Origin of the sequence: Terasakiella sediminum (genome assembly GCF_033100395.1) — a bacterium.
Lineage (GTDB): Bacteria > Pseudomonadota > Alphaproteobacteria > Rhodospirillales > Terasakiellaceae > Terasakiella.
In genome coordinates this window covers 47,918-71,008 of record NZ_JAWLVJ010000024.1, presented here as the reverse complement: position 1 = coordinate 71,008, position 23,091 = coordinate 47,918, and the positions used below count along the sequence as shown (strand labels likewise).

Here is a 23,091-nt window from a genome sequence, read left to right as displayed (position 1 = left end):
CGATATGACAAAACGATGTTAAGCTTTCTCGGCTTCGTTCAGGTCACATCAATTCGGGTTTGGGTAAAGCACTTTGTCAACAGAACCTAATATTTTCATTATTTTGAACAATGGAGAACGCTTATGAACCGCAGTTCATCTGCTTAAACAACTTTTGTCCTGTAGGTGTCGTTGCAAGGCCGCCCTTGCCCGTACAGCGCAGCTCACATGGGATAGACTGACCGACCTGATGCATGGCAACGATGACTTCATCCAACGGGATCAAGGCATCAAACCCTGCCAGGACCATGTTAGACGCGGAAAGGGCATTGCCTGCCATCAGAACGTTTTTCCCCAGGCAGGGGGCTTCCACCCGGTTTGCAACAGGGTCACAGACCAATCCGAAAGTATTTTGCAAAGCCATTGAAGCGGCAGCCAGACATTGATCAACACTGCCATCAAACAACGTCACCAGTCCCGCAGCAGCCATGCCCGACCCGGACCCGGTTTCTGCCTGACAGCCCCCTATTTCTGCTGAGAATGTTGCCATATGTGCAATGAATACCCCAATAAGCCCAGCCGATAACATAGCCCTGGTCTTTTGATCTTCTGACATCCCAAGGGCATTTGCCACCCCCAGAACGGTCCCCGGCAAAGTCCCGCATGACCCGGCCGTTGGGGCGGCAACAATCACCCCCATGGAACTTTTAACATCCATCAACGCTGTAACCGCAGCGATGACATCATCATACAGACCGAGGTTCAGACTATTGTTTCCTTTCTCTTTATAAAGTGGTGCCTGTGCGGGATAGATCCGATCTTCATATTCTGTCCCGGCCAAACCCTGATCAATGGAGTTATCCAGAATGCGAACGATCGCGCGCATTTTCTCATAGACAGCTTCAGTTGACAGGTTGCCGCGCTGACTTTCGTACTCCAGCGCAAGTTCCCAGAAAGATAAGCCTTTATCCTTGTTATATTTTTGCAATTCATCTGCATTGGAAAAAGGAACGTGCAAATCTTTACGCGCCCCAACAGGAAGCACAGGGGCCATAGACCGACTGTTGGGAATATTCAGCGGATGCTGGCTTTTGATCTGCGTGAAGCCATCGCGTTCAAGGATGTAGTCAGCTTTTACCTCACCAACATCACCTTCCACGAACGTTTCATGATAGTCCCCAAACACGGAGACTTTCGTCCCGTTGATTTCAATGATTTCCACCATACCGCCGCCGATAGAAATGGCATACAGGCACAAGCTGTGGTCCTCATTACGAAGGGTCAGTTTATAGGTATTTTCATGGGTCGCCCCATAATCCGTGATGCGAATTTCTGTCTCAACGCCCATACCTTCAAGATATTTACGTGCATCGACCATTCGTTCATCCGTCACCTCCCACCCCATCAGGCCGCAAAACAAGCCCATGTCTGATCCCTGACTATCATGGGTCGGTTCCAGCGACGTATTCGGATCATATTCGACCAGAACGGATGAAAAATCACCATCCATATAATCACGTGCCAACAACCCAATTCGATGCGCTGCGGCCACATGGGAACTGGAAGCACCGCGCATCACCGGGCCAATGGCGTCATTAAAGATGGAAGGGAAATGGGTCATGTTTTTTGATACTCTGACTGGATATAAAGGGCGGTCATCAGGTCAAGATGCGCGCCACCCCCATTTTTAAAGACCGTGATTTCATCATCAGATGTGCGTGCGATTGCACCGTTGCATAGATCATAAAGATCCGCTTTCACATCCTCTTCCCTGATCACCCCATTGTTCAGGGGGATGAGAAGTTCCCCAATATCGTGAAGGGTGGTTTCGCGTGCATCCACAAACAAAGAAGCCTTCTGAAGCAATCTGTCATCAGCTTCGCGCATGTCCGGGCGATAGGCACCGATTAAGTCCACATGGGTGCCGGGCATGATCCAGTCTCCCGGAATGACAGGTTCAACAGACATGGTCGCGCTGGAGACAATATCTGCAAGTTTGAGAGCCTGTTCGAGGTCTTCCATAGCTTCCACATCTTTCTTCTTCGCCAATACTTCAGCCTTTTCAAAAGATCGGTTCCAGAGAATGATACGTTCAAGATCGGACCAAACTTCCCGATAGGCATCAATCAAGCTTTCAGCCACCGCACCAGCGCCGATGATTGTGACTGTCTTGCTGTCTTTTCTGGCAAGCAAACGGGTGCCAAGAATGGAATCCCCTGCAGTCTTCCATTTCGTCACCATGATCCCGTCAATCAGGGCAGTGGGGACACCTGTTTGATCATCAAACAGGGTAAAGACCGCGTGAATGCTGGGTAAATCAGGAAGGTTATCTGGAAAGATCGTGGCTGTCTTGATCCCGATCCCCGCCCCTGAAATCCAGGCTGCCCGGTTTAATAAGGCGTTTTCACCCTGTTTAAAGAGAATATCGTCAATATCCGCACGCGGTTGCTTGTGCCCGGCAATCATGGCGTCACTGACCGCCTTCCAGGACAGTTTATGTTCAACCTCATGGGCCTGAATAAAGGGGATATGTGACATGTTACTTACCTTTCAACATGGGCCAGGTATCCCCGATACGGTAACCCTGCGGCCAGGGGTCAGACGGGTCCAGCATATGCTGAGAGGTCCCGGTGATCCAGCCACGACCGGAAAGTTCGGGGATAATCGCGTCTTTATTGCCAACCTTTGTTGTTTTGACGATGCGCCCGTCAAAGCGTGAATCGATGACAGAACGTGCGATGTATTTTTCTCCCACTTCCATCAGACCACGGGCATGCAGCACGGCCATACGGGCAGAAACACCTGTCCCCGTTGGCGAACGGTCCAGTTTGCCGGGTTGAATGACAACTGTATTTTTGACAGATTTAATGCCGTCTTCATGAGTCATGGGGGCATGTATCTGGCAGAAAGAACAATGGGTCCAATCCGGATTGGTTGGATGATGAAAACCCAATTGTTCATTGGCAGCATTTGTAATTTTGATGCCTGTTTCTGCCAATTTTCGTGCTTCATCAGGGGTGATGGCAAACCCAAGTTCTTTCGCACTTGCCATCACAAAGCTATCCCCACCAAAGGCCGTATCAACCGTCAGAGTGCCCAGACCTTCCACTTCCAGCCTTGCATCCAGCTTGTCAACAAAGCTTGGGACATTCTGCACCGCAACCTTTTCGACCTTGCCATTCTTGCAATCAGCCTTGATGCGAACCAGTCCACCCGGGGCTTCAAGTGTCAGTTCGGTGACAGGTTCTGTCATGGGCAGGATACCTGTTTCCAACAGCACCGTGGACACACAAATGGAATTTGATCCGGACATGGGCGGTGTGTCTTCCGGTTCCATAATGATCCAGCCCATCTGTGCTTCGGGGTTCTTTGGCGGGACCAGAAGATTTACGTGTCGAAAGACACCGCCACGTGGTTCATTTAAAACGAAATTGCGAAGGGTTTCATTTTTCGCAATAAAACGTGATTGCTCCCACAATGTATCGCCAGGTGGTGGGGCAACACCGCCAACGATGACATCGCCCACTTCGCCTTCTGCATGGCAGCCGACAATATGAATGATCTTGTTTGAACGCATGTTATTTCACCACAAAGCCATGAGCATAAGGGTCCCGATCATCGATATAAATCGTGTTGGTTCCGGTCATTCGGGCCCAGCCGGCAACGGATGGAATGATGGCGTCATAATCACCCACCTTTGTCTTGCCTTCTACACGCCCTTTGAACATGGACCCGATGATGCTTTCATGAATAAATTCATCACCCACACCCAGTTTCCCCATCGCCGCCCATTGCGCCATACGCGATGAGGTTCCGGTCCCGCACGGGGAACGATCAATCGCCTTGTCCCCATAAAAAACAGCATTACGCGCTGTGGCTTCGGATTGCGTTGTGTTGCCTGTCCACAGGATATGGCTCAGGCCTTGAATATCCGTTTTTTCAGGATGGATAAAATCGTATTTTTCATTCAGGGCAGCACGCAGCTTGGGGCTAAATCCGATCAGTTCACCTGCGGTAAAGTCCGCCAAATCCTGAAAATTACTTTGTGCATCCACAATGGCATAGAAATTACCGCCATAGGCCACATCAACAAAGATATCGCCCAGCCCGTCAAGTTCAACACACAGACCTTCTTTATAAAGAAAGGAAGGTACATTGGTCAGGCGGACTTCTTCAACATAATCGCCGACTTGTTTATATTCCGCGACCACCTTTCCCGCAGGTGTATCCAGGTTCAAAACACCAGGTGTTTTTGGAGTAACCAAACCGTTTTCAATGGCCATGGTTACGGTGCCGATTGTACCGTGCCCGCACATGGGCAGACAGCCGGATGTTTCGATATATAAGATGGCAACGTCACAATCCTCACGGGTCGGTGGATACAGAATAGACCCGGACATCATGTCATGACCGCGTGGTTCAAACATCAACCCGGTTCTGATCCAGTCAAACTCTTTCAGGAAATGCGCGCGTTTTTCAAGCATCGTATCGCCCTGAAGGTCAGGCCCGCCGCCTGCAACCAGACGCACCGGATTGCCGCATGTATGCCCATCAATGCAGAAAAATGTGTGACGTGTCATTTCTTGTTCTTCCTTTTTATTAAAATCGGTTGACGCGAAGTGCGGTGATATCGATGGAGGTTTCCTGATTGTCCACAAGTTCACAGACGAGTTGAGCGGTTGCACTGGATTGTGTCAAACCCAAATGACCATGACCAAACGTATAAATAATGTTTTTGGATCGACTGGCATAACTAATCACTGGCAAAGTATCGGGTACGGCCGGGCGTGCCCCCATCCATTCCACACCATCGTTCGTCTTAAGTTCAGGCAGCAGGCGTGTGGCTTTGGTCATCATGGCTTTGCAGCGTTTGTAATTGGCTGCGCGGTCCAGTTTGGCGATTTCTGATGCCCCACCGATACGCACCCCGTCGGATAAAGGCACCACGACAAAACCATGATCGGAAAAAACAAGCGTGTGATCCAGGCCGTCAAAAGCTGTTTTGGGTAAGGTGGTATTATAGCCACGTTCCCCAATCAACGGAACCGGGTCGCCAAGTTTTGAACTGAGTTTTGAAGACCAGGGACCCGCAGCGAGAATGATTTTGTCTGCACTCAGTTGATCACCATTTTTCAAGGTAACCAGACCGTCTGCAAGGTTTGAGACCTCCCCATAAACCGTCTCCACACCTTTTTCATTCAGATGCTTATGCAGGGCCTGACAGAAATCCAGCGGGTTACTGACCGATTGCCATTCCGATGCAAAAATTCCTGCGACAAAAGAGGGGCTCAGGCCCGGTTGAAAGGAATGAAGGGCATCGCCTTCATAAGTTTGAAAAGCTATATTATGTTCTTTTCGAAACTGCCATTTTTCAAGGTCCGTTTGATAAGAAGCCATAGTTTCATAAAGATGCAGGGCACCGTTGGTGCGCACCATGGATGACAGATTGCTGCGTTCCAGCATCTCCGGGAAAGTATCTTTCGCCAAATGCATCAGTGCCGCCTGTACATCAATGCTTTTCTTAAATTGTGCCGGACGTGCAGCTTTTAAAAACCGCAGGAGCCAACCAAACGTATGTGGCAAGTCCTGCGCCACCACGGCAAAGGGACCAAGTGGATCGAGGAACCACTTGATCGCCTTTTTCAGGATGCCAGGTGAAGCCAGTGGCATAATATCGGAAAAAGCCAACCCTGCCGCATTGCCCTGAGAGGCCCCGGCGGCAATTGTCTCTTTCTCAATAAGGGTGACGTCTTTACCTTCTGCACAAAGCTTTTCAGCAATGGCAAGACCGACAATGCCGCCACCAATGACAATAATGCGTTGTGACTTCTCCATGGCGTTTCCCTTAAGCCTGAGTGTAAGACGTTTTGACGGCGGTATAGAATTCTACCGCATAACGCCCTTGTTCACGCGATCCGTAACTGGACCCTTTTGCGCCACCAAACGGGACATGATAATCCACCCCGGCTGTTGGCAAATTCACCATCACCATGCCAGCTTTGGCACGCGCTTTAAAGTCAGATGCGTATTTCAAAGACGTTGTGCAGATACCTGCTGACAGGCCAAATTCGGTGTCATTGGCGATTGCCAGCGCTTCTTCATAATCATTTGCCTTGATAATGGTTGCTACAGGACCGAAGATTTCTTCGCGGTTGATGCGCATGTCGTTGGTAGTATCGATAAACAAGGCAGGTGACATGTAATGCCCTTTCCCGTCAATTTTCGCTCCACCACAGGCCAGCTTGGCCCCTTCGGCCTTGGCAATGTCGATATATTCCAAATCTTTTTCAAGCTGGCGCTCATCAATCACCGGACCAATTTGTGTGGAAGCATCACGAGCATCACCCACTTTCAGAGATGAAACCGCATTGATCATGGCATCAACAAATTTATCATAGATACCCTTGGTGACAATCATCCGACTGGAGGCCGTGCAACGTTGACCAGTTGAAAAAAATGCACCATTAACGCATGTATTGACCGCGATATCCAGATCCGCATCATCCAGAACGACCATCGGGTTCTTACCGCCCATTTCCAACTGCACTTTCTTCAAATGCTTGGCACAGGCTTGTGCAACAGCACGCCCGGTCTGAACCGACCCTGTAAAGGAAATCGCCTGAACTTTTGGATGTTCAATCATAACCGGACCAATCTCAGAACCACGACCATTGACCAGATTGAAAACCCCTTTGGGCAGGCCGGACTTTTCAATGATCTCCGCCAGCGCCCAGGCAGACCCCGGTACTGCTTCTGCCGCTTTAAGGATAACCGCATTGCCGTAAGCCAAAGCCGGAGCAATTTTCCAGGCTGGAATGGCGATGGGGAAATTCCAGGGTGTAATCAGCCCGATAACCCCAACGGGCTCACGGCGCATATCCACATCCACACCGGGACGAATTGAATCCAGACGTTCCCCGGGGATACGCAACGCTTCACCTGCAAAGAATTTGAAGATTTGCCCCGCGCGCATCACTTCACCGATGCCTTCAGCCAATGTCTTGCCTTCTTCACGTGACAACAGATCACCCAGTTCATCCTTGCGCGCCAGAATGTCTGTACCGATAGCATCCAGAATATCAAAACGGGTTTGCGGCGTTGAAGCCCCCCAACTGATTTGCGCCTCAGCTGCCAACTCAATTGCGCGGTTCATTTCATCGGCAGTGGCTGAGGCAGCCTCCCCAATGATATCATTCGTATCGGACGGGTTGACGTTGGGGACCTGTTGGGTCCCCATTGTCCATTCCCCGCCGATCAGGTTTGGAAATGTCGTCATTTTACGCTGCCAGTTTAAATTTGTTCAGGTCCGGGCGAATGGCGATTTGATCACGAACGATCTTTTCAACACTTGCACGGTGTTCGCCTGTCAGAATTTTGCGAGGAGCGCGGACATGTTCAGTTGATCCAATGGCAATGGCTTCTGCCAGTTTAATCTGTTGCACCAGATGGGTTGAAACATCCAGATCAAGCAACGGGCGCATCCAGCGATAAATCTCGCGCGCTTCTTCCAGACGGCCTGCGCGGAACAGATCATACAGACGCTGGTTTTCTTCCGGGAATGCGATAGATACGCCGGATACCCAGCCATCAGCACCCATGCACAAGGCTTCAAGCCCCAGGTTGTCAACGCCTGTAAATACCGCATAACGATCACCACAGGTGTTGAACACTTCAGTTGTGCGACGAATATCATCAGAACTTTCCTTGATGGCAACAAAACGTTCATCAGCAGCCAGTTCCATCATCATGTCCGGCGTCACATCCACACGGTAAGCCACACGGTTGGAATAGATCATGATGGGCAGATCACCCGCTTGCGCGATTGCATTCAAGTTATCCAGTGTTTCCTGGCGGTCTGTGTGATAGATCGGGGACGGCACAGCCATCAGGCCATCCGCACCAGCCTTGTTGCCCATCTGCGCCAATTGGCAAGCCTCACGGGTGCCCGCTTCGTTAACCGTCAGCAAGACGGGTTTGTTACCGCAGGCACTTTTGGCAATTTTCAAAACCTCAATGCGTTCATCAAGTGACAGCATGGAGCCTTCACCCAATGTACCGCAGACGATCACGCCCGCATTGCCCGCATCCATCTGCAGGCCAATGCAACGTTCCATTTCGGCTGCATCGATTGATCCGTCTTCTTTAAATTTGGTTGTAACGGCAGGCATCATACCTTTCCACATGTCCGTATTCCTTTGCTTTGTAGAGAGTATAGTTAAAAATAGATGTGAGGGGCCTAGCGAACGTTCGCCAGGAATTTCTGTGTATGTTCACTTTGGGGAGAACCGAAGATTTGTTCCGGCGGGCCGATTTCTTCCATGATCCCCTGATGGAAATAAGCAACACGATCTGAAACATCGCGGGCAAAGCCCATTTCGTGGGTGACACAAATCATCGTCATGCCTTCTTCGGCCAACATGCGCATGGTTTCCAGCACTTCGCCGACCAGTTCCGGATCCAGCGCGGAAGTTGCTTCGTCAAACAGCATATATTCTGGTTCCATCGCCAAAGCGCGTGCAATGGCAAGGCGTTGCTGCTGGCCACCGGACAGGGCAGATGGATAAACATCCAGCTTATCCCCTAACCCAACATGCTTGAGCTGTTTTTCAGCAATGGCCATGGCTTCATCTTTGGATTTCTTTTTGACGATCTTTGGCGCAAGTGCCACATTTTCAACAGCTGTCAGATGGGGAAAACTATTCCATTGCTGAAAAACCATCCCAAGTTTCTGACGCAGCTTGTTAACGCAGGTGCCGTTGGCATGAACGTCGGTTTCATCCACAACAACCTGGCCTTCCTGGATATCTTCCAGCCCGTTGATACAGTAAAGCAATGTGGATTTACCCGAACCGGATGACCCGATAACGCTGAGGACTTCGCCTTTGTCCACATTCAGATCAATGCCTTTCAGGACATGAAGTTTCCCGAAATATTTGTGGAGTCCTTTGATCTCAATCATGAGGCCCACCTTTCTTCTAATTTTTGTGAGTATTTGGAGAGCGGATAGGAAAGCGCGAAATAGAACGCCCCTGCCGCTGCCAGAATGATGAAGGGTTCCTGTGTGCGCGTGATCAGAATTTGGGACGCACGCAGCAGTTCCATGTAGCCAAGTACCGAAACAAGGGCACTGTCCTTGACCACACTAAGGGCCACACCGACCCATGCAGGAAAGACGGCGCGCAATCCGATGGGCCAGACCACATAGCGCAGGTCCTGCCAATAGCTCATCCCCAAAGAACGCGACGCCCGGCGCATGGGGGAACCAACAGCTTCAATCCCGGCACGTGCCACCTGGGCAACAAGCGCTGCGGTATAGATGCTCAAAACAAACGCACCAGAAGCAAACGGGTCCAGGTTCCACCCGATAATGGGGAAGAAATTGTAAAACAGAACAAGTTGAATGATCAGTGGCACACTTCGAAAGACATCCAACACTGTGCCTATGGTTGCCCGTGCAGCGAATTTGGATGCTTCCAGCGACCAGCCGAAAATAATACCCAGCACAGTGCCAATGGAAATGGAAACAGCTGAAATCAACAATGTCCGTCCGGCAGCTTCGCCCAGGAACAACAGGTCTGTTGCCTGAAAGTCGGTAAAGAAAGTGGCTGTATTACTCATATCAAACTTCCTTTCCTAATATCTGAACAGACGGGTTGCCGCCAGTTTGGAACCGCCAAGGATGATCTTGACGATGGCGTAATAGATGACAGCGGTCATGGCGAAATATTCGAAAATGCGATAGGTCTTTGAGGCAAAGAACTGGGTCTCGCCTGAGAGTTCACGAAAACCAACCATCATGCCAAGGGAGCTCATCAACACCGCCCAGACCATCTGGTTGGTCATCGGGTGATAAACGATCCGCAACACCTGCGGAATGATGATGCGCACATAGGCTTGGGTGGCAGTCATGCCCAAAGACCGCGCTGCATTTAGCTGTGTCTTGGGAACGGCCTGAAAACCACCACGGAAGTTTTCAGCCAGATAACCTGCATTGTTAAAACTCAACCCCGCCAAAACGATAAAATAAGGACTGAGGTGGACACCAAAGGCACCAATACCAAAACCGAAAAAGAAGAGTTGAAACAAAACCGGTGTGTTGCGCGCCAGTTCCACCCAACTGGTGGCAAACCATCTGATCGGGGCCGGGGCAGACATGCGGGCAAGGGCCAGCAATAGTCCGGCGATAATCCCGATGATCATGGAAAGCACGGCAACTTCCATGGTGAGCAGGCCTGCATCCAACAGTTCAGGCAGTCTCTTGAAAACCGGGCGCCAATGAAAATTATAATCCATTTTACTAACTTTCTTCGTCATCCCCGCAAAAGCGGGGATGACGATTTAGGATTAATACATAACGCCGGGAATGCGCAGTTCTGGGGCGTCACCACCCACATATTGTTCCCAAAGTTCACCATAGCGACCGGAACGAACCTGATGGGTGACAAACAGGTTCAGATAGTTCAGCCATGGGATATCTTTGCGTGGACCAACAACAGACGTGTAGTCCGTCGTCCAAGGCATGCGAGGACCAGCAATGACCGTGTCATACTTGTCAACAATCGGCTTTACAGCTGTATTTGTTGTAATGCCGACATCAGCCTTACCCTGTGCCACAGCCAGAAAGACTTCATTTTCGCTTTGATAGCCCTGATAGTCTTTTTCCCAGCCACGTTCTTTGGCGATTTTCAGATATTCCTGTTCCGGCACTGTGCCAACAGCAGCGGCCACGCGCTTGCCTTTCAGGTCTTCAAATGTCACAACGCCACTGTCTTTGCCGACAACAGCCTGCGCGAAATAAATTGCATAAGGGATGGTGAACCCAACCGTTTTGGCACGCGCCAATGAATCAGACGTCGCACCAAACACCACGTCAGCACGATTGGTAACGATCATGGGAAGACGTTCTGCCCAGGTGGCAGGCATGATCTTGGCTTCGACTTCCAATGCTTTTGCCAAGTCTTTGCAATATTCAACGTCGAAACCGGCCGGTTCGTTGTTGGCATCGCGATAGCCAATAGGCGGAAAATCCAGAACGACGCCACAACGCAGCACACCATTGTCAATCACATCATCCAGTTTATCTGCCTGCGCCGGACCTTGTGAAAAAGCCACGGCAAGAGATGCTCCAAGAGCGAATGTCTTCAAAAGACGACCAAACATAAATACCTCCAATGAAAAAATGAACCGGGCAACGAGGGCCTGTTTTATCGCCTTCTTCGTGCCGGAGTAATTTTTGTATATTGCATATTGGATCCAATATGCAATATATTTTTTATAAAATTTGCGATAAAGTGCATCTTGTTTGACAGGGAATGCATTGTCCCTTATTCAAAAAAAGGCAGAAAACAAAGGAAGGACGGGCCTTGTACGACAAGCTGAAACAACGTGCTGTGGATTTGGGAAAATCGGCATCTTCATCGGATATTATCTTCGATGCGCTGCGTGATGAGATCATCAGCGGTAATTTGAAGGCCGGCGAGTCGATCCGTCAGGAAAATATCGCAAAGATATTTAATGTCTCTCGCATTCCGGTACGCGAAGCCTTAAAACGTCTGGAAGCACAAGGACTTGTCAAGAATGAGCGCTATAAAGGCGCCATCGTTTCTTCCCTGAGCGATGATGAAATTGAAGAAATTTATGAAATCCGCCTGATGCTGGAACCGCTCATCATCAAACATGCGGTGCAAAATATCTCAGAAGAAACCCTGGAAATCGCGCGTGAATGCTGTGACAAATTCAGCACGGAAACCGACCCTGGACAATGGGGCGAACTGAACAGACGCTTCCATGAAGCCCTTTATCGTGATGCCCAACGACCTTTCCATTTAAAGATCATCAAAGAAATCAGCGATCGCATCGATTCTTACGTGCGTGCACAACTCGTCCTGACGGACGGGATGGAAAAGGCACGCAAGGAACATTTGGGTATTTTACAAGCTTGCGAAGAAGGTAATGGCGACCTGGCTGCCGAACTGACCCACCAGCATATTCAGGATTCCTACAGCAGCCTGATGGAATATATGGGCGCAAAAGATCAATAAGAGCAGACACTCATTCTCCTTGCTTTATACGTTAGCACTGCTCACCAGAACTAATGCTCCCCAATAACTGAACTCACCTATAGGCACTATACAGTTCGTTGAAGAATCTCTTCTGTTTTGGGCATTAAAAATTAAACTTGCACCCGGACTTTCTCCTCTAGACATCAACAGAGACCGTAACCAGAGCGATAAACGCTCACGCTTTTGCCAACCAAGATCGCCAGCGGCTCAAAATGCAAATTAATCATAATTTTATCTTTTAAAATCAAAACACTAAAGAACAACATCGCTTGGCACCCCAATTGCAATGACATAGTGAAATCTACGCAAAGGCAATAACAAGGGAGGCTTTTCAATGAATAGCTTTGTCTTCAACACGACCAAAAGCATCATTTGTGAACCTGGCTGCATCGAAAAACTTGGACTAATCACCAAACAACACATCGGATCACGCATTCTTCTGGTGACCGACCCCGGACTTTTAAAACTTGGCTTGCTTGATGGCGCAGTTGAAAGCTTGAAACAGGCAGACATCAAGATTGAAATCTTCAGCGATGTCGTCGCTGACCCACCTGCTGCCATCGTTGAACAGGCCTGCGACGTTGCCAGAAAAGCAAAAATCGACGGCGTAATTGGCCTTGGCGGCGGATCAAGCATGGATGTGGCAAAACTGGTCGCCCTGTTGGTTGGTGGCGGGGAAAAGCTGGAAGACATCTATGGGGTCAATATGGCCACCCAACACCGCCTACCCCTGATCCAGATCCCGACAACCGCAGGCACGGGATCAGAAGTCACCCCGATTTCTATCATCACGGTAGGAAAGACGGAAAAGAAAGGCGTCGTTGCGCCGCAATTGTTGCCAGATGTGGCGCTTTTGGATGCGGACCTGACCCTTGGCCTGCCTGCTTCCATCACTGCTGCCACCGGGATTGACGCCATGGTCCATGCGATTGAGGCTTATACCTCCAAATCGGTTAACAACAACCCAGTTTCAAAAACATTGGCCTTAGAAGCTTTACGTCTGCTGAGTGCCAATATTGAAACCGTTGTGCGCGACCCTAAAAATAAAGAAGCCCGTTCCAACATGCTGCTGGGTTCCACCCTCGCCGGGCAGGCCTTTGCCAATTCCCCGGTGGCTGCGGTCCATGCGCTTGCCTATCCGCTTGGCGGTATCTTCCATGTGCCCCATGGCCTTTCCAACGCCCTAATGTTATCGCATGTCATGCGATTTAATGCATCCCACTGCACGCAAGCCTATTATGAGCTGGCCCCCAGCATGTTTAGTGAACTTGCCCAAGTTTCGGGTCTGAATGAACGGGTGGAGGCACTGATTGCCAAAACAGCGTCACTTTGCACGGACCTGGGTCTGGAAAGCACCTTGCGAGAAGTTGGTGTCTCTGAATCTGATCTTCCCACATTGGCATCTGAAGCGATGAAACAGACCCGCTTGCTGGTCAATAATCCGCGTGACGTCAGTGAAGATCACGCGCTTTCGCTTTATCAAGCTGCGTTTTGAGGTCTCGATCATGTCAAACAAACCGACCCCAAACGCTCGTGTGGACTACGCCCATTTTTCAACCGTTCCCACTCGCTGGATGGACAACGATGTCTACGGTCACGTCAATAATGTGAATTATTACAGCTATTTCGACACAGCCGTGAACAAACATCTGATTGATGAAGGTGCCCTAGATATCCACAACAGCGAGGTCATCGGCCTGGTGGTGGAAACCCGGTGTAATTACTTTGCCTCCATCACCTTCCCGCAAAATGTGGAAGCGGGCATTCGAGTGACCAAAATCGGTAAAAGTTCGGTGCGTTATGAAATCGGCCTGTTTATCGAAGGTTCAGAACAAGCTGCGGCCCAAGGCCACTTCATCCACGTTTATGTGGAACGCGCAACGCAGAAACCAACTCCCCTCCCTGAAAAACTCCAAAGCGTCGTAACCGCGCTTTTTAAAGAAACGGAATAACAGTTACCATGCCCCTTACCTTATCCAATCCCAACCTTTTACGATCTCAGGCTTATATCAACGGCCAATGGGTTGATGCCAAGAATGGCGCAATCCTGAACATCACCAACCCGGCAGATCAAAGTCTGATCACTTCCGTTCCCGATATGGGGGCAGAGGAAACCTGTCAGGCGATTGAAAATGCCCACGCCGCCTTTGCAAGCTGGCGCAAGAAGACGGCGAAAGAACGGTCTGCCATCTTGCAGAAATGGAACGACCTGATCCTCGCCAATCAGGAAGACCTCGCCCTTTTGATGTCGGCAGAACAGGGCAAGCCACTGGTGGAAGCAAGCGGCGAAGTCGTTTATGGCGCAAGCTTCATTGAATGGTTTGCTGAGGAAGGCAAGCGCACCTACGGTGATGTTATCCCGGCCCATATGTCAGATAAACGCCTGATGACCATCAAACAACCCATCGGCGTTGTGGCTGCCATCACCCCCTGGAACTTCCCCATCGCCATGATCACCCGCAAGGTCGGCCCCGCATTGGCTGCGGGCTGCGCCGTCGTGGTCAAACCTGCCGAAGATACCCCGCTGTCAGCCCTTGCACTCTGTGAACTTGCCGAACAGGCAGGTTTACCTGCTGGTTTGCTGAATGTGGTGACCTGTTCCAAATCCAACGCCCCTGCGGTGGGTGGGGCCTTGACCGAAAGTCCGATCGTTCGCAAAATCTCTTTCACAGGTTCCACCCCGGTTGGCAAATTACTGATGAAACAATCCAGTGATACGGTCAAAAAGGTCAGCCTCGAACTGGGTGGCAATGCGCCTTTCATCGTCTTTGATGATGCTGATCTGGATGCGGCTGTTGCGGGTGCGCTTGCATCCAAATACAGAAACACAGGTCAAACCTGCGTCTGTGCCAACCGAATTTTAGTGCAGGACAATGTCTATGATGACTTTGTGGAACGACTGAAAGCTGAAGTTTCGAAGTTCAAAGTCGGCCCAAGCCTTGAAGGTGGCAACACCCAAGGCCCGCTGATCAATCAGGCCGCCCTTGATAAGGTCCAGAACCATGTGGAAGATGCTGTTTCAAAAGGCGCGAAAGTTGTCCTGGGCGGCAAGCCCCACGATTTGGGCGGGACCTTTTATGAACCCACAATTCTGACTGATGTCACCCCAGAAATGATCGTCACGCATGAGGAAACCTTTGGCCCCTTAGCACCCATCTATCGCTTCAAAGATGAAGAAGAAGCCCTGCGTTTGGCCAATGACACGCCTTTCGGACTGGCCGCTTATTTCTACGCCCGCGACATCGGTCGCATCTGGCGCATCAGCGAAGGACTGGAAAGCGGCATGGTTGGCATCAATGAAGGTATCATTTCCACCGAAGTCGCCCCCTTTGGCGGCATCAAAGAAAGCGGCCTGGGCCGTGAAGGTGCCCATCAGGGCATCGATGAATATGTAGAAGTCAAGTACCTCTGCATGGGAGGGATCTAGCAAGTCCCGACGTCCCTTCCCTACAAAACTTGGCGGCACTTCTCCCGGGTGCCGCTTTTTTTGTGCCCTACATCCAGCAAAAAAAGGGGCCGCTGACGATATGCCAGCAGCCCCTTTTTGCGATTGATCAACCAGATCAATTCTGTGTCACCGCCCCGCGTTCAATCATATAAACCTCATCCACAAGGTCCTTGGAATGGGTGTAATCTGATTCAGACAACAAAACAGAAAGCCCTTCGTCCTTCAGCGTTTCCAGCACCGTCAGCAGACGACGTGACAACGCAGGGGCCACTCCTTCAAACGGTTCATCCAGCAATAGAACGTGAATACCGCTCATCATCGCACGCGCAAGTGCGACCAGTTTTTGCTGCCCGCCTGAAAGCTGCAGGGCTTTACGATCCGCAAACCCTTCCACTTCGGGCATCAACTCGTAAACCCAAGCCAAGCGGGCTTCGGCTTCATTGACACCGTTCGCCCAGGCCGGGATCAGGATATTTTCTTCCACGCTTAGAGTCGGGATCAGACGGCGGTCTTCCGGCATGTAACCAACCTTCAGTTTCGGGCGTTCATGGGCCCCGGATTTGGTCAGGTTCTTGCCATCAATAATGATATCGCCGCCTGTAGGCTTTAAGACACCCATAACGGTGCGCATCAAAGTGGTTTTCCCCGCCCCGTTGCGCCCGATCAGGCCGACCATATGACCTTTTTTGATCTCAAGGTCCACATTGCGCAGGATCGGTGTCCCCTGAATGGAGGTTGAGACATCTTCCAGCTTAAGCATAGGCTGCTCCTTCCAATTCGTCCAAATCCAGATGATGGCCGATGACCAGTTTCTGGACATTTTCATCACGCATCACATCCAGTGTCGGCCCGTCTGACAGCACACGTCCGTCATAAAAGGCCAGCACGCGGGTGGAATATCGCGCGATCACATCCATATCGTGTTCAACAAATAAAACGGCCGCACCGGATTTTCGAACGGCCGCCATCACCGTGTTCATCAAATCAAACTTATCTTCAATCGCCACACCCGATGTGGGTTCATCCAGCAGCAGAATCTTCGGCTTGCTGATCATGGCCATAGCGATATCCAGAAGCTTGCGCACTCCTTGTGGCAGGGTGGAAACAACCTCATCCACATATTGGATGATGTCATATTCTTCCAGCATGGCACGGGCCTGTGCATCACGTGCTTTGTTTTTAAGCGGGGCAAAGAAAGCCAGTGTTTTACTTTCCGCCATGCCAATCGCGATAATCACATTTTCCAGAACCGTCAGTTCCGGGAACAATTGCGCCACCTGAAAAGACCGACACATGCCAGCACGCATCACTTCACGCGGTTTGCGGCCAATAACACTGATGCCATCAAACAGGATTTCGCCTGCGCTTGGTTCCAGATAGCCTGTAACCATATTGATGAAGGTGGTTTTACCCGCCCCGTTTGATCCGATCACACCGACGATTTCCCCGGCATTGATATCTACATTGATATCCGCTGCTGCTGTGACCGCACCAAAGTTCTTGGCGAGATCACGGGTTCTCAAGAGTGCTGTCATGCCTGTTCTCCTTTCACGATTTTGCTTTTCAACGACCACAGGCCTTTAGGCAGGAAAATGATGATCGCAAGCAGCGCAATCCCCAGGACCATCTGCCAGGTATAAGGTGAAAGCTGGAAAGCAAAGGTGCGCATCAGCTCGAAAATAATCGCGCCCAGCAGTGGTGCCGCCACATGGCCGATGCCGCCCAGCAGTGCGATAAAGACAAACTCACCCGAGGTGGTCCAATAAGCCATTTCCGGATCAATATGCCCCACACTCATCGCCACGATCGCCCCGCCAAGGGATGCAAGAACAGCCGCAAAGATATATTTGAAATAGATCATCTTCTGAACGGAGACCCCGAGATATTCCACCCGAATTTCATTTTCACGAATGGCTTCACCCGCCATGCCCATGGGCGATTGCAGATATTTCCAGATGATATAGCCCGCCAGACAAACCAGAATAATCGCAGTCCAATATGGCAGGATGCCACCACCTGTCACCTGTGGTGCCCAACCAAACAAAGCGGGTGCGGTGACGTTAAATCCGTCAGAGCTGCCAAGGTCTGCACTTTTCACCAACACCCCATAAAGGATCATGGAAAAGGCCATGGAGAACATGGCAAAGAAGATATCACGGTATCGGCACAACAACAGGCCCACCAGCGACGAAATCACCACACCAGCGACAATCGCCACCAGCAGCAGGATAACCACGTTGTCAGTTTCAAAATAGTTACTGAAGGCCCCAACCGCATAAGCCCCTGCGCAGTAATAAAGGCCTTGTCCGAACGACACCAACCCGGTGCGCATCAGGATCAACAAACCCAAAACCACCAAGCCTTTAGCAAGCGCAACGGTCACAAGAAAACTGAACCAGTAGGGTAAGATCAAACCCAGCGCCATCACGGCCAGGGCAGCGATCAACATCATGTATGAATATTTTTGTTCCATGTTAAATCTTCCTCGCAGTTGCAATGGCAAACAGACCTTGCGGACGGAAAGCCAATACAAGCCCCATCACGCCATAGATCACAAACAGTTCCACATCGGGATAGAGATGCACCGATAACGCACGCGAAATCCCAACGATCAGCGCACCTGCGAAGGCACCGCCCACACTGCCAAGCCCACCGATGACCACAACGGCAAAGGCCAGGATGATCACTTCAATACCAATGCCCGGCACCACGGAAATGCCCGGTGCAGTCAAGGCCCCGGCAAAAGCACCAAGGAAGGCACCGATCACAAAAGTAATGGTGAAAATTTTGGTCACATTCACGCCCAGCGCACCTGCTATTTCGCGATCATGAATGACCGATTGCAGGATTTTGCCGTTCTGGGTTTTGTTCAGAGACCACCATAGCGCCAAAGCAATCAGCGCGGTGACAGTCACCAGCATGAAGTCATAATTGGCAAAAGAAAGCCCGGCGATTTTTGTACGACCAAGCAATGTGTAAGGTTGATAGGCAAAGTAAGGATCCACCCCCCACAAAAGCTTGATCGTATCTTCCAAAATTAACAGGATGCCATAGGTGACAAGGATCATCACCACTTCATCACGGCCATACATAAATTGAAGAAACCCGCGTTCAATCAACAGACCGACGATCAGACCCGCAACCAAAGCCACACCAATCAATAACAGATAGCTGGCCCAGGGCGGATTGCCGCCTGCAAAATAGACACCGATCAGGGACGCACCACTATAAGCCCCGATGGCATAAAAGCTGCCATGCGCCATATTGAGAATTTTCATAACACCGTAGATCAGCGTCAAACCAGCGGCGATCAAAAACAGCCACGAAGAATAAACGACACCATCCACGAGAACTGCAAGAGCCAAGTTCATCGCTCACCTCGAATTTAAATGATTTGAAAAAGGGAAAGGGTGCCAATAATTGGGGACAGGCACCCTTTCCAAAGTTAATGCCTAGGGAGTCGTAGAGGCATTAATCGCATTCAGCGCCCTGAAAGCCGCTTTTGATCCAGTCAGCTGCTTTCACACCATTTGGCGGGTTCACGCATTTGGCCGCATAGCGTACGACATCTGACATGCCCAGCTTGCCTTCATGCTTGGCAACCTGACCAAAGACCATTTCCTGAATGGCCTGGTGACCATTGCCAATCGCCATGGAAACTTTGCCTGATGGAGCATCATATTCAAGATATTCAAATGCTTTTGCGATGGCTTCATCAGATGGCAGCTCGCCTTCTTTGGTGGCTGCTTTTTCCGTTGCCAGTTTCAGCCCCATGATGGCCTGCACCATGTGGTAAACAGGGTAGCTTGGCTCGGTACCAAAACGGGCCTTATATTCGTTTTTCAGCCAGCGGTTCAGGGGTGTATCCGGTGCATAAATACCGTTTGGACCGCGTGCCCCAACAATTGCACCTTCCGGGAAATGTTCAGCAAATTTGTAAACCGCGCTTTCGCCAGTCGTAAGCACAACAGACTGGTCGTCAAACAGACCACGCGCTGAACCTTGCAGCAGAAATGCTTCAAGATCGCCCCCCCAGAAAGAGGAATGGATGACTTCTGCCGGATTGACCATCAAAGCTGAAACTTCAGCACCATACTGACCCGCATAAATTTTCGGGAACTGTTTTGTCGATACCCCCACTTCTGATTTGAACTGTGCAAGGGCTGCGGTGAAATCATTCCAGCTGTCATGACCAAAAGCGTAGTTCTGATTAATGCCGGAAACAGATTTCAGGTTCTGTACCACATCGGTGATGTAACGTGCCGCGCCCACATTATCCATGGTCGCCGTCGCTGCGGTACGAAACACATATTTATAATCGGCTTCTTCAAAGACACGAGGCGTGCCGCAATCAAACAGAACGGTGATCTTTTTCATCTTTTCCGCAACACTTGGCACGGCCAGACAATCGCCTGAAGAGATATAACCAACAACCGCATCCACGCCCTGGCGTTCCACAAGATTGCGATATTCCGCCGTTTGTTTGGTGGCACCGCCTGCTTCATCTACATAGATCGGTTTGATCTTCTGACCGTTAATTCCGATCTTGTTATAAGGGGCTGGCATTTCGCCTTTATTGAGCGCATCAATCAGCAAATCCGCGCCATTTTTTGCGGGGACACCAAAGGGACCAGCTGCCCCACCGGATAAGAAAGTCACCAGCCCCAGTTTATAATCTTGTGCAGCCTGTGCTGCTGATAAAGTTGCTCCCAGTGCAACGACCCCACCCAGGGCCATCTTTGAAATCGTTTTTAGCATTCTGTTGCCTCCAAACATGTTTTGTTTCAAGTGGAGGCAGAGAGTCCGTGTCGATCTCAACGAAAAATATGAAACCACTCTCTGCCTTTCCGTCTTATGTCAGGAGGTATTGCAGAGGCTGTGCCAGTTCATAAAATCAAATTAAGCATTTGATTTTAATAACATTATTCAATCAACACCATTCGATAAAATTCCATAGAGATCAATAGCGCTCAAGATAGGAAAGGGGGATGGGCGCAATGCGCTCTTATTCAGTTTTTTCCATGGGGAAATAGTTTTTCCAGTTCCCGATCAGGCGGGTGGCAGGGGGAAAACGATGATCAATGACGGTTTCGCCAATGGAGATCACCTGCTGTATCTGATGATCTTTGGCATTCATGAAAGATTTAAACCCGTTGGGGTCTTCCGGCAGTTTCATTTCGATCTTGGATAAAGACGCACGGATATCATCAAGGTCCGTACCACCGCCCGTATCAATCAGGGTCAGGGCAATAGCGAGAATACCGGAATACGCCCCTTGCGCCACATAAGACGGATAATGCCCTGTGCGATCATAAAAACGACGCACAAAAGATGAATTCTCTTTCGTTTCCGGCCAGTTCACATGATGACGCGCTGAAAGGATCAATCCTTGTGGCAAATCGTTCCCCAGCTTGGCGAGCACGTCATAATCCCCACCAGAGCCAAAGTTCGCAATCTTCGAATATTCCATCAAGTCACTATCGTTAACCTGACGCATAAAAGTGATGAAGTCATTACCCCATTGTTCATTCACAATCAGGTCTGCTTTTACGCGCAGCAAAGACCTGATCTGGGCAGAAAAATCTACCTCAAACAAACTGGGCCAGAGGGTGGCAACGGGATCATATGCGATATTCAATTTTTCCAATGCACTCTGCAAATCCAGCCAGTTCTGATAACCATAGTCATAGTCAGGCCCGATAAAGGCAATGCGCAAGGGGCGTTTTTTCAAAATACCACCAAAGGAATCCCGGATATATTGCGCACCGGCATACATGGTCTGATAAGTATTATTGGTGACACGAAAATAATTTTGCGTCAGTGCTGATCCTGTCAGGCGCGATGATGCATTGTCCGTACCGATAAAGACCACGCCCAGATCATCAATGATCTTGGTGACTTCCAGTGCAATACCGGAGCTAACAATCCCACAGACAAACTGGGTCTTGTCCTGATTGGCGAAATCACGCACATGACGAATGGTGCGCGACGCTTTCAGTTTGGTATCTTCAATGATCACCCGCATTTTTGGGGCATCGGGCAGATCTTTTGCGATATCTTCCAGCGCCAGTTCAATACCGATGATACTGTCATTACCAAAGCCAATGCCATAGCCACTTAAAGGAAAGAGGCAGCCCACATTCACATCTGCCTCTTCTACCCCCACACCACGTTCCACACGGGCATGCGCCGGGGCAATCATCCATAAAGTGACAAGCAAAAATAAAAGACGTTTCATGATCCCGCCTGTACCTTGGCTGGTGTGGTCATGTTCAAACGTTGCATCCGGCGTTTCAGGGCGTGGCGTGAAATGCCCAAGGCTTCCGCCGCGAGGCCCTTGCGCCCATTGTTTTCCAACAGAACCTTTTCGATCACCTTACGCTCGTACGATTCAATCGTATCGACCAGTTCGCCGCCTTCGCCAACCGCATCAGCCGTCACACTGATTTCTGTGGGCAGTTGAGCAAGCTCAATATCCTGACCCGGATAAAGAATGGTCAGCCGTTCCATCAGGTTTTTCAGTTCGCGCACGTTGCCCGGCCAGTCATAGGCGTTTAATACATCGCGCACAGTACCCGTTATTTTGACCGGAACCTGACCTTCCTGTCGGGCGAAATGGTCAGCGAAATAATTCAGCAAGATCAACGGATCGTTGCCCCGCTCATTCAGGGCCGGGACCGAAATGGGCAACACGTTTAAGCGATAAAACAGATCACGGCGGAATTTCTTTTCTTCCACATCCTGCAACAAATCGCGATTGGTGGCCGCCACCACAAAGACATTGGCTTTCTTTTCCCGCGCTGACCCAACCGAGCGATAACTACGGCTTTCCAATAACGTCAGGATTTTGGCCTGCAGGGATAGAGACATCTCCCCAATTTCATCCAGAAAAAGCGTACCGCCTTCGGCCAGTTCCACCAGCCCCATACGTTTTTGATCCGCCCCTGTGTAAGCCCCTTTTTCCGATCCAAACAGTTCAGCTTCCATCAAGCTTTCCGGCAGGGCGGCACAGTTCACTTCCACAAAGGAGGCTTCGGAATGGCGAAAGTTATGAAGCCCCTTGGCAACCAACGCCTTGCCTGTGCCGGACGGGCCACTGACCAGTACGGTCTGTGTGGAACTTTCCCCGATCTGTTTGATCTGGGCCGACAGGTTCTTAACTTCGCTACTTTCGCCCACGATGCCACTGCTTTGAGCATCCAGGGTACGGCGAAAGGCGACTTCATTTTCCAGTTTGACCCGCTGAACATTACGTTGCACCAGCAAGACCAGTTCATCCAGTTCAAACGGTTTGGTCAGATAATCCACCGCCCCCATCTTCACCGCCTGCACCGCTGCGCGTGTATCACCATGGGCAGAGATCATGATGGTCGGGATATTAATCTGTTCTTCCTGAAAACGCTGCAACACATCCATACCGCTGATATCGGGCAGTTTCAAATCCAGAAAGATAATGTCGGGGCGTTCTTTTTTTGCAAGAAAGATGCCTTCTTCTCCGGTGTAACCTGCAACCACGCTCATCCCTTCCTGCTTCAAAGAGAATTTGATGCTGTGAACCAGGTTCTTTTCATCATCAATCACCAGGACTTTAATATCATTCAT

The 23,091-nt window shown here is 50.2% G+C and carries 22 protein-coding genes; 4 read left to right on the top strand and 18 right to left on the bottom strand.

The features are described 5' to 3' along the window. Positions 1-121: 121 nt before the first annotated feature. The 11 genes from RYZ26_RS16675 to RYZ26_RS16625 are packed head-to-tail and all read right to left on the bottom strand — an operon-like array spanning position 122 to position 11,139. The gene (locus RYZ26_RS16675; protein ID WP_317684381.1) at positions 122-1,600 is read right to left on the bottom strand and encodes an L-serine ammonia-lyase, iron-sulfur-dependent, subunit alpha; all 1,479 of its coding nucleotides are present in this window, start codon (positions 1,598-1,600) and stop codon (positions 122-124) included. Next, a complete protein-coding gene (locus RYZ26_RS16670) occupies positions 1,597-2,517 on the bottom strand; it encodes an ornithine cyclodeaminase family protein (RefSeq protein ID WP_317684380.1) in 921 nt (306 codons plus the stop codon). Before RYZ26_RS16670 ends, RYZ26_RS16675 begins: the two co-directional genes overlap by 4 nt. Position 2,518: 1 nt before the next feature. Next, positions 2,519-3,556 (bottom strand): trans-3-hydroxy-L-proline dehydratase, encoded by a 1,038-nt coding sequence (locus tag RYZ26_RS16665; RefSeq protein WP_317684379.1) that lies wholly within the window; start codon positions 3,554-3,556, stop codon positions 2,519-2,521. Between the two features lies 1 nt (position 3,557). After that, the gene (locus tag RYZ26_RS16660) at positions 3,558-4,559 is read right to left on the bottom strand and encodes a 4-hydroxyproline epimerase (RefSeq protein ID WP_317684378.1); all 1,002 of its coding nucleotides are present in this window, start codon (positions 4,557-4,559) and stop codon (positions 3,558-3,560) included. Between the two features lie 19 nt (positions 4,560-4,578). After that, positions 4,579-5,814 carry an NAD(P)/FAD-dependent oxidoreductase gene (locus RYZ26_RS16655; protein WP_317684377.1) on the bottom strand — a complete coding sequence of 412 codons (1,236 nt, stop codon included), beginning with the start codon at positions 5,812-5,814 and terminating at the stop codon, positions 4,579-4,581. 10 nt (positions 5,815-5,824) lie between these two features. Continuing rightward, a complete protein-coding gene (locus tag RYZ26_RS16650) occupies positions 5,825-7,255 on the bottom strand; it encodes an aldehyde dehydrogenase family protein (RefSeq protein WP_317684376.1) in 1,431 nt (476 codons plus the stop codon). Position 7,256: 1 nt separating this feature from the next. Beyond that, the gene (locus RYZ26_RS16645) at positions 7,257-8,162 is read right to left on the bottom strand and encodes a dihydrodipicolinate synthase family protein (RefSeq protein WP_317684375.1); all 906 of its coding nucleotides are present in this window, start codon (positions 8,160-8,162) and stop codon (positions 7,257-7,259) included. Between the two features lie 53 nt (positions 8,163-8,215). Next, positions 8,216-8,938, bottom strand: a complete 723-nt coding sequence (locus RYZ26_RS16640) for an amino acid ABC transporter ATP-binding protein (protein WP_317684374.1) — start codon at positions 8,936-8,938, stop codon at positions 8,216-8,218. Further along, entirely contained in the window at positions 8,935-9,597 is a 663-nt protein-coding gene (locus RYZ26_RS16635; RefSeq protein ID WP_317684373.1) for an amino acid ABC transporter permease, read from the bottom strand. The genes RYZ26_RS16640 and RYZ26_RS16635 overlap by 4 nt, the downstream gene beginning before the upstream one ends. A gap of 15 nt (positions 9,598-9,612) precedes the next feature. Further along, a complete protein-coding gene (locus tag RYZ26_RS16630) occupies positions 9,613-10,272 on the bottom strand; it encodes an amino acid ABC transporter permease (RefSeq protein ID WP_317684372.1) in 660 nt (219 codons plus the stop codon). Between the two features lie 51 nt (positions 10,273-10,323). Continuing rightward, positions 10,324-11,139: a transporter substrate-binding domain-containing protein gene (locus RYZ26_RS16625; RefSeq protein ID WP_317684371.1), complete on the bottom strand. Its 816-nt coding sequence runs from the start codon at positions 11,137-11,139 to the stop codon at positions 10,324-10,326. Positions 11,140-11,342: 203 nt separating this feature from the next. Between RYZ26_RS16625 and RYZ26_RS16620 the strand changes: the two genes are divergently transcribed. The 4 genes from RYZ26_RS16620 (at position 11,343) to RYZ26_RS16605 (ending at position 15,468) form a co-directional block, all read left to right on the top strand. Beyond that, positions 11,343-12,020 carry a GntR family transcriptional regulator gene (locus RYZ26_RS16620; RefSeq protein WP_317684370.1) on the top strand — a complete coding sequence of 226 codons (678 nt, stop codon included), beginning with the start codon at positions 11,343-11,345 and terminating at the stop codon, positions 12,018-12,020. 355 nt (positions 12,021-12,375) lie between these two features. After that, a complete protein-coding gene (locus RYZ26_RS16615; RefSeq protein WP_317684369.1) occupies positions 12,376-13,536 on the top strand; it encodes an iron-containing alcohol dehydrogenase in 1,161 nt (386 codons plus the stop codon). A 10-nt stretch (positions 13,537-13,546) separates the two neighbouring features. Next, the gene (locus RYZ26_RS16610) at positions 13,547-13,993 is read left to right on the top strand and encodes an acyl-CoA thioesterase (protein WP_317684368.1); all 447 of its coding nucleotides are present in this window, start codon (positions 13,547-13,549) and stop codon (positions 13,991-13,993) included. An 8-nt stretch (positions 13,994-14,001) separates the two neighbouring features. Further along, on the top strand, positions 14,002-15,468 hold the full coding sequence (locus RYZ26_RS16605) for an NAD-dependent succinate-semialdehyde dehydrogenase (RefSeq protein WP_317684367.1): 1,467 nt from the start codon (positions 14,002-14,004) through the stop codon (positions 15,466-15,468). A gap of 136 nt (positions 15,469-15,604) precedes the next feature. On the opposite strand, the gene RYZ26_RS16600 is transcribed toward RYZ26_RS16605, so the two are convergent. From RYZ26_RS16600 to RYZ26_RS16570, 7 genes are all read right to left on the bottom strand, one after another. Beyond that, the gene (locus tag RYZ26_RS16600) at positions 15,605-16,249 is read right to left on the bottom strand and encodes an ATP-binding cassette domain-containing protein (RefSeq protein ID WP_317684366.1); all 645 of its coding nucleotides are present in this window, start codon (positions 16,247-16,249) and stop codon (positions 15,605-15,607) included. Continuing rightward, a complete protein-coding gene (locus RYZ26_RS16595) occupies positions 16,242-17,024 on the bottom strand; it encodes an ABC transporter ATP-binding protein (RefSeq protein WP_317684365.1) in 783 nt (260 codons plus the stop codon). Before RYZ26_RS16595 ends, RYZ26_RS16600 begins: the two co-directional genes overlap by 8 nt. Further along, positions 17,021-17,962, bottom strand: a complete 942-nt coding sequence (locus tag RYZ26_RS16590; RefSeq protein WP_317684364.1) for a branched-chain amino acid ABC transporter permease — start codon at positions 17,960-17,962, stop codon at positions 17,021-17,023. The genes RYZ26_RS16595 and RYZ26_RS16590 overlap by 4 nt, the downstream gene beginning before the upstream one ends. A 1-nt stretch (position 17,963) precedes the next feature. Further along, positions 17,964-18,860, bottom strand: a complete 897-nt coding sequence (locus RYZ26_RS16585) for a branched-chain amino acid ABC transporter permease (protein ID WP_317684363.1) — start codon at positions 18,858-18,860, stop codon at positions 17,964-17,966. Positions 18,861-18,960: 100 nt separating this feature from the next. Then, the gene (locus RYZ26_RS16580; protein ID WP_317684362.1) at positions 18,961-20,247 is read right to left on the bottom strand and encodes an ABC transporter substrate-binding protein; all 1,287 of its coding nucleotides are present in this window, start codon (positions 20,245-20,247) and stop codon (positions 18,961-18,963) included. 247 nt (positions 20,248-20,494) lie between these two features. Then, on the bottom strand, positions 20,495-21,727 hold the full coding sequence (locus RYZ26_RS16575; RefSeq protein ID WP_317684361.1) for an ABC transporter substrate-binding protein: 1,233 nt from the start codon (positions 21,725-21,727) through the stop codon (positions 20,495-20,497). Further along, positions 21,724-23,091, bottom strand: a complete 1,368-nt coding sequence (locus RYZ26_RS16570) for a sigma-54-dependent transcriptional regulator (protein ID WP_317684360.1) — start codon at positions 23,089-23,091, stop codon at positions 21,724-21,726. The genes RYZ26_RS16575 and RYZ26_RS16570 overlap by 4 nt, the downstream gene beginning before the upstream one ends.